Origin of the sequence: Corynebacterium sp. KPL2680, from assembly GCF_040225675.1 — a bacterium.
Classification (GTDB): Bacteria; Actinomycetota; Actinomycetes; order Mycobacteriales; family Mycobacteriaceae; genus Corynebacterium; species Corynebacterium rhinophilum.
Map to the genome: position 1 here is coordinate 1 of NZ_JBEHFM010000001.1, position 12,666 is coordinate 12,666.

At 58.9% G+C, this 12,666-nt stretch carries 12 protein-coding genes; 9 read left to right on the plus strand and 3 right to left on the minus strand.

Going from position 1 to position 12,666, the window contains the following annotated elements; genetic code table 11:
* Window positions 1–842, plus strand: an 842-nt coding sequence (locus ABRP66_RS00005; protein WP_349838151.1) for an McrB family protein, incomplete at its 5' end; no start/stop codon positions are given.
* A complete protein-coding gene (locus ABRP66_RS00010; protein ID WP_284781790.1) occupies window positions 826–1,947 on the plus strand; it encodes a 5-methylcytosine restriction system specificity protein McrC in 1,122 nt (373 codons plus the stop codon). The genes ABRP66_RS00005 and ABRP66_RS00010, both read left to right, overlap by 17 nt.
* 130 nt (window positions 1,948–2,077) lie before the next feature.
* Here ABRP66_RS00010 and uriH read toward each other — a convergent pair whose 3' ends face one another.
* Window positions 2,078–3,019 carry a uridine-preferring nucleoside hydrolase UriH gene (gene uriH, locus ABRP66_RS00015; RefSeq protein ID WP_284781792.1) on the minus strand — a complete coding sequence of 314 codons (942 nt, stop codon included), beginning with the start codon at window positions 3,017–3,019 and terminating at the stop codon, window positions 2,078–2,080.
* Between the two features lie 150 nt (window positions 3,020–3,169).
* On the opposite strand from uriH, the gene ABRP66_RS00020 reads away from it, so the two are divergent.
* From ABRP66_RS00020 to hepT, 3 genes are read left to right on the plus strand one after another with little or no spacing between them, the layout of a single operon-like run.
* The gene (locus ABRP66_RS00020) at window positions 3,170–4,372 is read left to right on the plus strand and encodes an amidase (RefSeq protein ID WP_284781794.1); all 1,203 of its coding nucleotides are present in this window, start codon (window positions 3,170–3,172) and stop codon (window positions 4,370–4,372) included.
* Between the two features lie 56 nt (window positions 4,373–4,428).
* Window positions 4,429–4,848, plus strand: a complete 420-nt coding sequence (locus tag ABRP66_RS00025; RefSeq protein ID WP_284781797.1) for a hypothetical protein — start codon at window positions 4,429–4,431, stop codon at window positions 4,846–4,848.
* Window positions 4,845–5,279, plus strand: coding sequence for a type VII toxin-antitoxin system HepT family RNase toxin (gene hepT, locus ABRP66_RS00030; RefSeq protein WP_284781798.1), 435 nt, complete (start codon window positions 4,845–4,847; stop codon window positions 5,277–5,279). The genes ABRP66_RS00025 and hepT overlap by 4 nt, the downstream gene beginning before the upstream one ends.
* On the opposite strand, the gene ABRP66_RS00035 is transcribed toward hepT, so the two are convergent.
* On the minus strand, window positions 5,265–5,774 hold the full coding sequence (locus ABRP66_RS00035; RefSeq protein ID WP_284852105.1) for a 2'-5' RNA ligase family protein: 510 nt from the start codon (window positions 5,772–5,774) through the stop codon (window positions 5,265–5,267). The genes hepT and ABRP66_RS00035 overlap by 15 nt on opposite strands.
* 382 nt (window positions 5,775–6,156) lie before the next feature.
* Here ABRP66_RS00035 and ABRP66_RS00040 point away from each other — a divergent pair, with 382 nt between their 5' ends.
* The 4 genes from ABRP66_RS00040 (at window position 6,157) to ABRP66_RS00055 (ending at window position 12,412) form a co-directional block, all read left to right on the plus strand.
* Window positions 6,157–8,103: a fructose-specific PTS transporter subunit EIIC gene (locus ABRP66_RS00040; RefSeq protein ID WP_284781801.1), complete on the plus strand. Its 1,947-nt coding sequence runs from the start codon at window positions 6,157–6,159 to the stop codon at window positions 8,101–8,103.
* Window positions 8,104–8,248: 145 nt separating this feature from the next.
* The gene (locus ABRP66_RS00045; RefSeq protein WP_284781803.1) at window positions 8,249–9,010 is read left to right on the plus strand and encodes a LamB/YcsF family protein; all 762 of its coding nucleotides are present in this window, start codon (window positions 8,249–8,251) and stop codon (window positions 9,008–9,010) included.
* Window positions 9,010–10,629 carry a 5-oxoprolinase subunit B/C family protein gene (locus ABRP66_RS00050; RefSeq protein WP_349838152.1) on the plus strand — a complete coding sequence of 540 codons (1,620 nt, stop codon included), beginning with the start codon at window positions 9,010–9,012 and terminating at the stop codon, window positions 10,627–10,629. The genes ABRP66_RS00045 and ABRP66_RS00050 overlap by 1 nt, the downstream gene beginning before the upstream one ends.
* A complete protein-coding gene (locus tag ABRP66_RS00055; protein ID WP_284770060.1) occupies window positions 10,619–12,412 on the plus strand; it encodes an ATP-binding protein in 1,794 nt (597 codons plus the stop codon). The genes ABRP66_RS00050 and ABRP66_RS00055 overlap by 11 nt, the downstream gene beginning before the upstream one ends.
* Window positions 12,413–12,422: 10 nt before the next feature.
* On the opposite strand, the gene ABRP66_RS00060 is transcribed toward ABRP66_RS00055, so the two are convergent.
* Window positions 12,423–12,665: a DUF8462 domain-containing protein gene (locus ABRP66_RS00060; protein WP_284770061.1), complete on the minus strand. Its 243-nt coding sequence runs from the start codon at window positions 12,663–12,665 to the stop codon at window positions 12,423–12,425.
* Window position 12,666: the final 1 nt, after the last annotated feature.

Consider the following 12,666-nt stretch of genomic DNA (forward strand, 5'->3'; position numbering starts at 1 on the left):
TATGGGCTAGCGGCCATCGTGGTTATCCCTTTCGAGGAAGTGTGGTTACGGAATCGAAAGGTACTACGGTGGTCGCCGGCCTCATTCATAAGGGGCCCACCGTCAGTTACAGATACACCACGCTACTGGACGCAACCCTAGTCACTTCTGTTCAGTTCCATCCTTCTACTTCATATGAGGACTTCGTTCAAGGCTTTCGCCCCAGCAGCAATGGAAAGCTTGAACTGAGAGACGGACCGTTCCTCCATGCGGTAGAAAAGGCTAAGGAAAACGACTCCAATCCACACGTAGTGGTAATTGAAGAGATTAACCGCGGCAATCCAGCGCAAATTTTTGGAGAGATGCTCACCCTCTTAGAAGCTGATAAGAGAAACCCCGAAAATGCACTTACCACGCTTTATAGCCAGGAAGGAGAAGCAATCTTCCTACCCGATAACTTTTATGTCATCGGCACTATGAACCAAGCGGACAGGTCACTTGCCATGGTAGATATGGCTTTACGCCGCAGGTTCGCCTTCGTAAATCTCGTTCCACAATTGGGCTCCACCTGGCGCAATTTCTGTGTTTCCAACCGTAATCGCAATGGCCAAGCACTCATCGAAATTGCCCGGAGGATCGAGGAGGTTAATCAACTAATCCGCGATGATTTCAATCTTGGTGATGATTACCTCATCGGACATAGCTTTGTTACTCCGCGCCGAAAGCTAACAGACAGTTCTTACGAAGCCACTATTGAGTGGTTTAACCAGGTAGTGACCTCGGATCTTAAGCCGCTCATAGGGGAATACTGGTTCGATAATCCTTCGAAGCGCGAGCAGGCCCTCGATGTCCTCACAGGATAGTTCCATAAAACCGGAGGACATATACGTTCCGATCCGTAGTGTATGGATGCTCCAGCTATACGCTTCACAGACTTTCATTGATGGACACATATCCAATTCCTCCGTGGAAGAAGCGGGAGTTGAGCTTCCAGAGCTCATCGGAACAATGCTGTGTGACGTTGTAGAAAGGCGCTTTCGGAGAGAATTGAGCATCGGCTTTACCCTCACCGAACGAAATATAACCCGGGTGCGAGGCCGAATAAACATGTATGAAACCGCCCGCCACCAACTCTTAGAAAAGGGTCTCATTGCTTGTGAGTTCAATGAACTAACCATCAATAGCGAAGTTAACCGATTCCTTCGTTACGCCCTCGAGTATGCAGGACATATCCTGTCAAAGGTAGGTAGTGGTGACGCTGCGCACCGGTGCAAGATACTGGGTCAAAGACTTGCTCAAATGGGGGTTCCCGAGCCAAAAACGGCGGCTTTTCCTCGTGCCAGGCTTTCTCCTGCAGATAAGAAACCAGTTGCCGTGGCTAAACTGCTTCTGGAACTAGCCGTGCCCACTCGCGGAAACGACGCCCTTCCTCGGTTCAGCAGAAAACACTTCACGCAAGACGAACTCCGCAAGCTGTTCGAAAAAGCTCTATTCGGCCTGTTCCATTACCATCTCAGCCCTTTCGGCTGGAAAGTAAGCAGCGGTAAACGCTTAAATTGGAATGTTCAACAAGCTCCCAGCTATTTACCGAGTATGCAGACAGATATCATTCTGCGATCACCAGAAGGTGAAATTACAGTTATTGATGCCAAGTTCACGCATTTGTTCACTGAGAATCGCGTAGGAAACGAATCTATTAAAAGCTCTCATCTTTATCAGCTTTACGCATACTTACGCAGCCAAGAAACCTTCAGCGAGGAATGGGAAACCGCTCAGGGCATCATGCTTTATGCTTCCACGGGACAAAACCAAGCGGATGAGACGTTATCGTTCTTTCTCGATGGGCACCCTGTAACTTTCGCTGGCATTGGTCTAGAAACCTCAATTCGAGAGTTTCGTGAGAAAGCACTTATGCTTGTGGCGCCAAATATCGGTTCCTTTCAAAAAGAATCTCACGAAATTGCTTAAAGACTCTCTGAAAGAGCACAATGCCAGACGAAGTGAATACAAGAGTACAAAACAGCCACGTTATGGCCTGAGACTAGTGATTCAGAGGCGATAATGTGGCTGTTTTTCGGTTTTGACCGCAGTATGTGGTCTAGCCGAGATTTTTAAGGGCCTCGGTTACCAATTTCCAGAAGCCCGCATGGTCCAGCTTGGTAGCGACCTGAGTATGGCAAGTGTCATCGGCGGGCTCCCGCAGGTCAGTCACGGTCATACCGGTGGTAAGTGCGCCGGCGAGCTCAACGTGAACGGGTGCCTTGCGAGTTTGCACGATGCTCGGATCGATGAGGTAGGCGATGGTGCAAGGGTCATGAACCGGAGGATCCGTAAAGCCTTGGTTTTGCTGATACGCCTCGCGGAAGAAACCGAAGAGGCCGACAACAAAGTCCGAGACAGGCGTATTTAAGGCCTTAATTTCGGCTTCGACCTCGGCGGTGGCCAATGCCTGGTGGGTGAGATCTAGCCCCACCATCGTGACTGGCCACGGCTCTTCGAAGACGATATGTGCTGCTTCAGGATCGATCTTGATATTGAATTCGGCGACTGGGGACCAATTGCCTTCGTGGTAGCCGCCGCCCATAAGCACAACCTCTTTGACACGCTCTACGATGCGCGGTTCTTTGCGCGCGGCCATAGCGATATTGGTCAACGGACCCGTTGGAACCAAGGTAATGGTGCCGGGTTCGTGGGCCATGATGGTGTCGATGATGAAGTCGATGGCGTGGGCATCGGCAAGCGCGGTGCTTGGGTCCGGAAGCTCGACGCCATTAACATCCATGCCGGTGGAGCCGTGGATGGACTCAGCAACTTCTACGGGGCGCACGAGCGGGCGATCGCAGCCGGCGTAGACCGGAATCTCTGGGTGGCCGGCGATCTCCTTGACCACCAGCGCATTGCGGGCGACTTTGTCCAAGGTCTGATTGCCGCCGACGGTGGTAATGCCCAGCAAATCAATGTCCGGGTTCCCCATGGCCAGGAGCAAAGCCACCGCATCATCGTGGCCGGGATCGCAGTCCAGAATAATTTTTTGCGTCATGTCTCGAGCCTACTTTTGGTCGGTGAAGACTGCCACGGTCTCATCGTGCGGCGCAGCTTCAATTCCTCTGTGCTCACCAGCTGTACCCTGGAAAGCAGCAACTCACCCCGTAAACGGTATAAACCGTCGTGGAAAGGAATTCGCCCCGCCATGCCTTCAATTTCTGACCGCCTGACCCAGGCACAGCAAGATTTTAACGCGGTGATTTCCACCATTCCTTTTGATGAGGATGCCGTAGATACTGCACTTACACTGCGCGGATTACCCATGGCCTTTAAAGACATCGTGGATATCGCCGGGGTGCCAACGACCTGTGGCACCAACGTGAATATGGGACCGGCTCCGACCAAGAATGCCACGGTGGCACAGCGGCTAATGGATGCCGGCGCGATTCCCGTTGCCAAGGCCAACCTCCAGGAGTTTTCCTATGGCATCTTGGGTGACGCCTCCGCGTATGGGCGCGTGACCAATCCTCGCGATCCACAGGTCTGCGGCGGCGGATCCAGCTCTGGGTCGGCGGCGCTGGTTGCGTGCAAGGCGCTAGATCTCACGGTGGGTTCCGATAGCGCCGGTTCCGTGCGCGTCCCGGCCGCCAGCCAGGGCGTCCTCGGTTTTAAGCCCACCACCGGTACGATCCCGCTCGATGGCGTCTTCCCCTTCGCGCCGAGCTTCGATTGCATCGGTTTCTTCGCCAGCTCCATCGAGCTCATCGAGCAGGCCCTGCTAGCCACGGTGGATGAGGCACCCACTCCGGCCAAGACTGTATCCACCATCGATGTCTCTGCGTTGCAAACCAAAGGTGAGCGCTTTGCTGGTCTGCTGTCTGCGCTGCAGGATTCCACGTTCACCGCCGTGGAGGACCTCGATTACTCCCAGCTCGAATCCACCCTCGCTACCACCGCGAAGCTCTACGCTCCGATGCGCCTCAAGGAGGCTTATGACGTCCACCAGCCCTACCTTGACCAGCGGGATAAGTACCAGGATGTCATCTTGGAGCGCGTCCTCGGCGGGCAGGATATTTCTCAGGCAGACTACGACGCTGCAGCGCAGCAGGTAGAGGAGTTGCGCGAGGAAGCACTAACGCTTTTCGATGCCTCCCCCATCATCCTCACCCCCACCCTCGACGCCGGCCCCATCAAATGGGACGACATCACTGCAGAAAATACTGCCGACTCCGCCGCCAGCCTGCGCCGCTGGACCGAGCCTTTCAATGTGTTGGGTTGGCCGGCGATCACTATCCCACTGCGCACGAGGGACACCACGGAAGTGGGTGATGCGGTGCAGGTCATCGGCAAGCCGGGCCAGGATCTCACCGTCTTACGCGTCGCCCGCGAAATTCAGGCACTGCTTTAAGCACACCGCAATTCTGCGCGTCTCTGCCTGCTGACGTCGTTGGTAAGGTGATCGTTATGAGCACTCCAGCACAGCTTGCCGCGCGGTTGCGCGCTGAGGCCGATGACGGCTCCTTGGAGTCATTCTGCTTGGATACCGGCATTGACCTGCTGGTTCTTTTTGGCAGCGCGCACGTAGATGCCACCAATGCTAATGATGTTGACCTTGCCTATTCGGTCGATTTCTCGCGCGCAAAAGCTGAGCGTCCCAACGTGCTCGACGTTGCCACGGCGTTTTACGCCCGCTATGGCGACGGCATCGATCTCATGTGCCTGGATACCGCAGACACGGTGGCGCAACATGAAGCTCTGCAAAAGTGCGAGCTCTTGGTCGATCCGTCCAATTCCAAGTATGGAACGCTGCAAATGATGGCGGCACGGGAGTACATCAATACGGCGTACCGTCGCGAGTTCGAGCTCAGGAGCTTAATGTCATGAGTCCACGGGATTTCCAATCAGACACTATCCGCAAAAGGCTTGTCTCCCTCCGGCGCATACTTGGCGAGCTTGAAAAATACCGGGATTCAGATGCGAAAGAACTGCGCTCTGACCTTTCACAAATGTATGCCGTGTTTTTCATGCTGCAGCAAGTAATCGATCTTGCCACGGATATTAACCAACACATTGCGGCAACGACCTTAAACGTTGCGGACTCTAGTAGCCGTCGCGGTTTCGAAGATCTCATCCGCGCGGGCGTTTTACCCGCCGACCTGGAGCAAGATTTCTATAAGAGTCTGGCTTTGCGCAATGTCATTACTCACCACTACGTTGAAGTAGACTTGGGAATCGTCTCCAATTCAATCCCGCGAGTATTAGATGTATATACGCAATACGTTAAATCGATTTCGCGCTGGCTAGCCTCCCGCTAGCACCGTCTTTTCTTGTGTGCGCGGGCGCCAATATGCAGCTTCTACTGCGTTAAGTTCCTTGAAGTGCGAGGACGTCAGTTCATCCATCGCGGTTAAATAGCCACCCACATCCTCGCGCGGTAAACGCAGGCCCATCGTCAAGTGCGGGGTCCAGCGCGGACCGCGCCCCTCAGGGTTGGCGGCGCTAATCTTCCGCGCTGCCATTTCGAGTTCATCGCTAGTTTCTAATAACCACGCCACGGTTCGTTTCCGCTTGGTGCCGAAGATGACATTTCCCACGCGCCGAAACGTCGCCGGAATAACCGCCGGTAAAAGCTCCGCAGCAAGCTCAACAACGTGGGGATCCATCTCCTGCGCGAAGGTCACCGTAATATGCGGGCGCTGGTTTTGCACGGGGAATCCGCGCTCGGCCAGACCTGCAAAGATCTCCCGAATCTGCTCTTCCTGCTTTTCCGGCAGGTAGAGCAGGATATTATCCGGCGATGCTGTACTCACGATGCGGCTTTCTTCGTTTCAAGTGGGCACGATTCATTCGTGCTCCCCAAGTGCGGGCGGTTTCGGTTCTGTTTCTAGTTCTAGTTCTGTTTCTAGGGTACCGCCGGTCAGCGCTTGTGCGATCTCCGCGATGCTATAGGTCCTTTGCACAGTTTGAGCAAACTCGCCCTTCAAAAATCGCATCGCGCCTTCAGTTGATGCAGAGGAGGTTGCACATCGGACACTGCACACAGGAGGTTGCGCATAGGACCCTGCACATTAGCTCCCGTACATCGGACCCTGCATAGAGGAGGTTGCGCATAGGGCCCTTGCACGCCGGCCCCTGCGCAAAGAACCTTCCAATTCTCTTGTGCTCGTTTAACCGGGTGCCTTTAATAAGAGTATGAGCACATCAGATTCTTCGCCTTTCATTCTCGCCATCACGGCTTGCCCAACGGGTATCGCCCATACCTATATGGCCGCCGAGAACTTAGAGGCCGCCGCCGAGAAGTTGGGCTACCGCATCAAGATTGAAACGCACGGTTCCATCGGCGTGGAGGGCAACTTCAGCGCACAAGACATTGAGCAAGCCGATGCCATTGTCATCGGTGCCGATACCGTCATCACAAAGGACCGATTCCACGGCAAGCGCTTGGTGGCCACCGGCGTGGACGAGGCCATCAAGCACCCCGAGCAGCTGTTGACCAAGTCCTTGGAGGCGGCAGAGTGGAAGGGGGAGGATAAGGGGACATCGGCAAGCGAGGCAGAGGACACCGCGGAAGATGCTGGGCTGCGCGGTATTGGGCAGACCATGTACAAGGCGCTGATGAACGGCGTTTCCCACATGATTCCCTTCGTGGTTACCGGCGGATTGCTCATCGCCGTGGCGCTGTCATTGGGTGGCACGCCCACGCCGGAAGGACTGTCGATTCCTGAAGATAGCTTCTGGAATACGCTCAATGAGCTCGGTGGCCTGGCATTTTCGCTGATGGTGCCGGTCTTGTCGGGCTACATTGCTGTTGGCATCGCGGATAGGCCGGGGTTGGCACCGGGCCTTATTACCGGGCTCATCGCCACAACCGGTTCGCTGTACGGGTCCGAGGCTGGCGCCGGATTCTTGGGAGGTATCGTCACCGGTATTCTCTCCGGCTACGTGGCCCTTGCGATCAAGAAGATTCCGGTGCACAAATTCATCGCGCCGATTTGGCCGATTATCGTCATCCCGATTTTCACCACGCTGATAGTGGGCCTAGCCTTCATCTATTTCATCGGCGCGCCGATTGCCACCGCCTTTGAAGCCATGACCGAATACCTCGGCGGGCTGCAGGGCTCGTCTGCGATTGTGCTGGGACTTATCATCGGCGCGATGATCGCCTTCGATATGGGCGGGCCCTTCAATAAGACTGCTTTCCTGTTTGGCGGCGGCATGATCGCCGCGGGAAATGCCGCCCCGATGGGTATGGCCGCCGCCGCGATTGCGGTTCCGCCGCTCGCCGTGGGCGTGGCTACCCTCCTGCGCCGCGGTTGGTTCAATAAGGCGGAAAAGGACTCCGGTATCGCCGCACTATTTATGGGATTTTTCGGCATCACCGAAGGCGCCATTCCCTTGGCCGCGGCGCGCCCCCTGCAGGTCATCCCGGCCAACGTGGTGGGCGGTGCCGTCGCCGGTGCCATGGCCGGCGCGTTTGGCGTCCGAGATCATGTCATGCACGGCGGCCCCATCGTCGCCGTTCTCGGCGCGGTGGATCAGGTGGCCTGGTTCTTCCTGTCCATGCTCTGCGGCGTTGCCGTGTGTGCCGCGCTCATGCTCCTGCTCATTCGCCTGACCCAACGCTCCCCGGAAACAGAGGAGAACACGGAGGAGCCCACAGTGCTCCCGCTTCTCGGTACCTCTACCATCAGCCTCGATGAGCCACTCGGTAATGACTCCGAGGCCGTCATCAAGTCGCTCGTTTCCCTCGCCGCAGCCGATGGCCGCATTAGCGACGCCGCTGCGGTTGCCGATGCCGCCCTTGCCCGCGAGTCCCAACACTCCACCGGCGTGGGCCACGGTGTGGCCATCCCGCACGCTCGTTCCGCTGGGGTTACCACACCGACGCTGGCCTTCGCCCGGCTTCCCGAAGGTGGCATCACCTGGGGCACCGGAGAAGGACCCACGAGCTTAGCGTTCCTCATCGCCGTTCCCGATGACGCTGGGAAACAGCACTTGAAGCTGCTGTCCACCCTCGCCCGCGCCATCATGAAGGAAGATTTCCGTGCTCAACTGCACGCGGCCAACTCCCGCGAAGAAGCAGAAGAGGTTATCGCCTCTGCCCTCCAAATCGAGCCACAAGCCGCCGTGGAGTCTTAGTCTTCTACCTTGGCCTCAGCCTGCCCAGCAAGGAGCTGTTCCACCGATACCACGCCCCCGAAAACGTAACCGCCTTCACAAATGACAGTGGCACGGGTTACACTTAGATTCACACTTATTGTTCAACAATTAAGGACGGTGTTGAATGGCTTCGCTCCACATTGATCTCAACGCGGACTTGGGTGAAACCACCGCTGGCAACCCGGTAGCTGATGATGCTGCGATGCTGGAGATGGTCTCCTCCGCCAATGTCGCCACCGGCTTCCACGCCGGTGACCCACACTCCATTGCCCAGACCCTTGAGGCCGCGGCGCGTGCGGGAGTGACGGTCGGTGCACACGTGGGCTATAACGATCCAGCCGGCTTCGGCCGCCGCTTCATCGACTACAACGCGGCGGAGCTCGCGGACGAGGTCACCTACCAAATTGGTGCGCTTGACGCGCTGGCGCGCGCCAACGGCACACGGGTGTCCTACGTGAAGCCGCATGGGGCGATGTACAACACCATCGTCAAGGACGAGGCACAGGCCAAGGGTGTCATCGCGGGCATTAAGGCCTTCGGGGATCTACCTGTGATGCTGCTGCCGGGCGGCCGCGCGGTCGATATTGCAGAATCGCAAGGCCTCACCGTCATCCGCGAGGCATTTGCGGACCGTAATTACAACCCCGATGGCACGCTGGTCTCACGCAAGCAGGACAATGCGGTATTGGGGGATGAAGGGGATGTCGTCAAGCGCGTGCTAGAAGTCGCCCAAACCGGATCCATTACCGCCATCGACGGCACGACGCTCGATGTCGATGCCCAATCCGTGTGCACCCACGGTGATTCACCGGGATCCGTGAAATTGCTGCGCGGTGTGGTCGAGCGCCTCAGCGCGGAAGGAATCGACATTCGGAGCTTTATCTAATGCCGCATATTCACTTCGTTGGCACCCGCGCCCTGCTCGTTGATTTAGACGGGCTCGAGCAGGTCATGGCGTGGCATGCTGCGCTGTCTGCTAAACCGCTCAAGAACCAGGTGGATTGCATTGCCGCTGCCACCACATTGCTCATTACCTTTGAGGCGCCCAATTCCGCGCGCGCGGCCGCAGAGTTCCTGACGGACTTCTCCCCTGCCGCCGCTACCGCAAAAGAGGCGCGCACGGTAGACATCGACGTGCTTTACGATGGCGAAGATGTCGACGCCGCCGCCGAGCTCCTCGGCATGTCGCGCGAGGCCTTGATTGACTGGCATACCTCTACCGAGTGGACTGCCGCCTTTGGCGGCTTTGCTCCCGGCTTTACCTACTGCGCGCCCTCCGATCCTGCCCAGGCCAAGGCCGTGTCCCGCCGCTCCGATCCGCGCACCGCCGTTCCGGCTGGCGCCGTAGGCATCGCGGGCGAGTTCTCCGCGGTCTACCCGCGCGTTTCCCCAGGTGGCTGGCAGTTGCTCGGCACCACCAATACCCCGATGTGGGATTCGCACGCTAACCCACCCACGCTGGTGCAGCCCGGTGACCGCGTGCGCTACCGCGCCGTGGACGAGCTGCCGGACTTGGTGGATCGCAGCGCGGAATCCAAGCGCTCGCCGGCCCGCCTGCCCCGCATGGAGGTCCTCGATGCCGGCCTGCTCACGCTTTTTCAAGACCTTGGCCGCCCCGGCGTAGGCGACCTTGGCGTAACACCCTCCGGTGCCGCCGATCACGCCGCCGCGGCAACCGCGAATGTCGCCGTGGGCAATCCGCGGGGTGCGACGGTGCTAGAAAATATCGGCGGCATTAAGCTGCGCGCGCTGACCGATACCGTCATCTGCGTTACCGGCGCCACCGCCCGCGTCCGCCTGGGTGAGATGCCCGTGCACCTCGCCCGCCCGGTGCTCGTTACCGCCGGCCAGACCGTGACAGTCGGTGCCGCAACGGTGGGCATGCGCAACTACGTGGCCATCCGCGGCGGCATCATTGCCGAATCCGAGCTTGGGTCCTCTGCCACCGACGTCCTTTCTGGCCTCGGCCCCGATCCCGTCACCACTGGCGATGTCATCGGCGTGCTGCCGCGCTCGACCGGCATGACGGATGCGCAATTGGTCAATCCTCTGCGCGTATCCGCCGATTCCACTGGCAAAACGCGCGCGACGCTGCGCTGCGTGCTGGGTCCGCGCGATGACTGGTTTGGCGATAATATCTCTACCTTCCTGGATACCGAATGGGTCGTTTCCTCTGATTCCAACCGCGTTGGCCTCAGGCTTTCCGGGGCGAAAGACGGCGCGGAGGCTTCTGAAGCCTCCGCAGATGGGGACATCACCGTGCAACGCGTGAAAGACGGCGAGTTGCCCTCCGAGGGAATGGTGGCCGGCTCCATCCAGATCCCGCCGAATGGCAAGCCGGTGGTCTTCCTGCGCGACCATGCCGTCACCGGCGGCTATCCCGTCATCGCCACCGTCTTGGAAGAAGATATCGACATCGCCGCGCAGCTCCCGCCCGGCGCGCGCGTGACCTTCCGCCTCGTGACACCTCAAGCTTTAAATACTGGAGAAGAAAATGCAGATTAAAACCGTCCTCATTGCTAACCGCGGCGAAATCGCCGTGCGCATTGCCCGCGTGGCCCGCGACTTAGGCATTAAGTCCGTCGCCATTTATTCCGAGGCCGATGCCGGTGCCCTGCACACCCAGGTTGCCGATGAAGCCTATGCGCTGCCCGGCAATACCGCCGCCGATACTTACATGAATATCCCGGCGCTGCTGGATATCGCCGTGCGCGCTGGCGCCGATGCCATCCACCCGGGCTACGGTTTCCTCTCCGAAAACGCCGACTTTGCCCGCACCGTCACCGATGCCGGCATGGTGTGGATCGGCCCATCGCCGGAATCCATCGAGCTGTTGGGCGATAAGATTGCCGCCCGCCGCGTGGCCGAGGAGGTCGGCGCGCCCCTGGCTCCGGGCACCTCAGATCCCATCGATGATTGGCAGGAGGCCCGCGCCTTTGCCGAGGAACATGGCCTACCCATTGCCATCAAGGCCGCTTATGGCGGCGGCGGGCGCGGCCTTAAGGTCGTGGACTCCATGGATGAGATCGAGGGCGCGTTTAACTCCGCCGGGCGCGAGGCCATGGAGGCCTTCGGCCGCGCCGAGTGCTACGTGGAGAAGTTCCTGACCCACCCGCGCCACGTGGAGGCGCAGGTCTTGGCGGATACCCATGGCAACGTCCGCGTGCTGGGCACCCGCGATTGCTCCACCCAGCGCCGCTTCCAAAAGCTCATCGAGGAGGCCCCGGCGCCCGCGCTTTCCGATGCCCAGCGCACCGGCATCATCGAAGGCGCGCGCTCCATCTGTTCCCACGTGGGCTATACCGGCGCCGGCACCGTGGAATACATCGTTTCCGAGGACGGCACCATCTCCTTTTTGGAGGTCAATACCCGCGTCCAAGTCGAACACCCCGTAACCGAGGTCGTGACCGGCACCGATATCATCGCCGAGCAATTCCGCATCGCCGCAGGCGAGCCCCTGTCTATCTCTGAGGATCCGGATTCCACCGGCCACGCCTTTGAGTTCCGCATCAATGCCGAAGACATCCTCAACGGTTTTGCCCCCTGCCCCGGCACCATCGTCTCCTTCGAGCCGCCCACTGGCCCCGGCATCCGCGTCGATTCGGCTGTCCGCTCGGGATCCATTATCCCGCCGTACTATGACTCGCTCATTGCCAAGCTCATCGTGTGGGGCCCCACGCGCGAGGTAGCCCTCGCCCGCTCGCGCCAGGCGCTGCGCGAGTTTGACGTCTCCGGCGTGCGCACCGTGCTGCCCTTCCACCGCGACATGATGGACGAGCCAGCACTTATTGGCACTGCGTCTTCCGCTGAGGCCGATGCCGGCGCCAGCGAAATCGGCGTCTTTACTGACTGGCTCGACCACAACTACCGGCCTTCTGCCGCCAACCAGGTAGACAAGGTCGAGGCTATCTATACCAAGCGCCGGACGGTCGCGGTGGAAATCGATGGCAAGCTCGTCAATATCGGCGTGCCCATGGACTTCCTCGCAGGCGCCGGTGCCGGTGCCGGCGCTGGTGCGGGCGGCGCGGACGGTTCTGGTGCCACCGCTCCCTCGACGGCCGGGGCGCAGTCCACCGACGATAACGCGGTCACCTCCCCCTTCGAGGCCAACCTCGTGGCCTGGAATGTATCCGATGGCGATAGCGTCTCCGAGGGCGATTCCATCGCCACGGTCGAGGCCATGAAGATGGAATCTGCCATCAAGGCCCCGCGCGGCGGCACCATCAAGATCCTCGCTAAGGAGGGCGACCGCCTGGATTCCGCGACGGTGATTGCGACCATCGACTAGCGCGTGCTGCCTACCTGGGTGCTTGGCCGCGCAGATACTCACCCAGGTAGGGCAAGAGAAAGCGCACGGTTCCATAGCGGTGACTGGCGATGAGATCGCGTTCTAAAAGCAGCTTGCGGGCCATGGAAATGGCATTGGGAGTCTTGCCCAGGTGCGCCGCGATGGCACCGGTGGGAATATCAGGTCCGTGTTCGGCTTCCAGCTCCGCCATGGCGTTGAGAAAAGCGCGCTGGGCGTCAGGAACATTCTTCAAC

Excerpts from the sequence above, each read along its gene's own strand:
- ABRP66_RS00010 (WP_284781790.1), top strand. The coding sequence starts at position 826 with ATGTCCTCACAGGATAGTTCCATAAAACCGGAGGACATATACGTTCCG.
- uriH (WP_284781792.1), bottom strand. The coding sequence starts at position 3,019 with ATGACGCAAAAAATTATTCTGGACTGCGATCCCGGCCACGATGATGCG.
- ABRP66_RS00020 (WP_284781794.1), top strand. The coding sequence starts at position 3,170 with ATGCCTTCAATTTCTGACCGCCTGACCCAGGCACAGCAAGATTTTAAC.
- ABRP66_RS00025 (WP_284781797.1), top strand. The coding sequence starts at position 4,429 with ATGAGCACTCCAGCACAGCTTGCCGCGCGGTTGCGCGCTGAGGCCGAT.
- hepT (WP_284781798.1), top strand. The coding sequence starts at position 4,845 with ATGAGTCCACGGGATTTCCAATCAGACACTATCCGCAAAAGGCTTGTC.
- ABRP66_RS00040 (WP_284781801.1), top strand. The coding sequence starts at position 6,157 with ATGAGCACATCAGATTCTTCGCCTTTCATTCTCGCCATCACGGCTTGC.
- ABRP66_RS00045 (WP_284781803.1), top strand. The coding sequence starts at position 8,249 with ATGGCTTCGCTCCACATTGATCTCAACGCGGACTTGGGTGAAACCACC.
- ABRP66_RS00050 (WP_349838152.1), top strand. The coding sequence starts at position 9,010 with ATGCCGCATATTCACTTCGTTGGCACCCGCGCCCTGCTCGTTGATTTA.
- ABRP66_RS00055 (WP_284770060.1), top strand. The coding sequence starts at position 10,619 with ATGCAGATTAAAACCGTCCTCATTGCTAACCGCGGCGAAATCGCCGTG.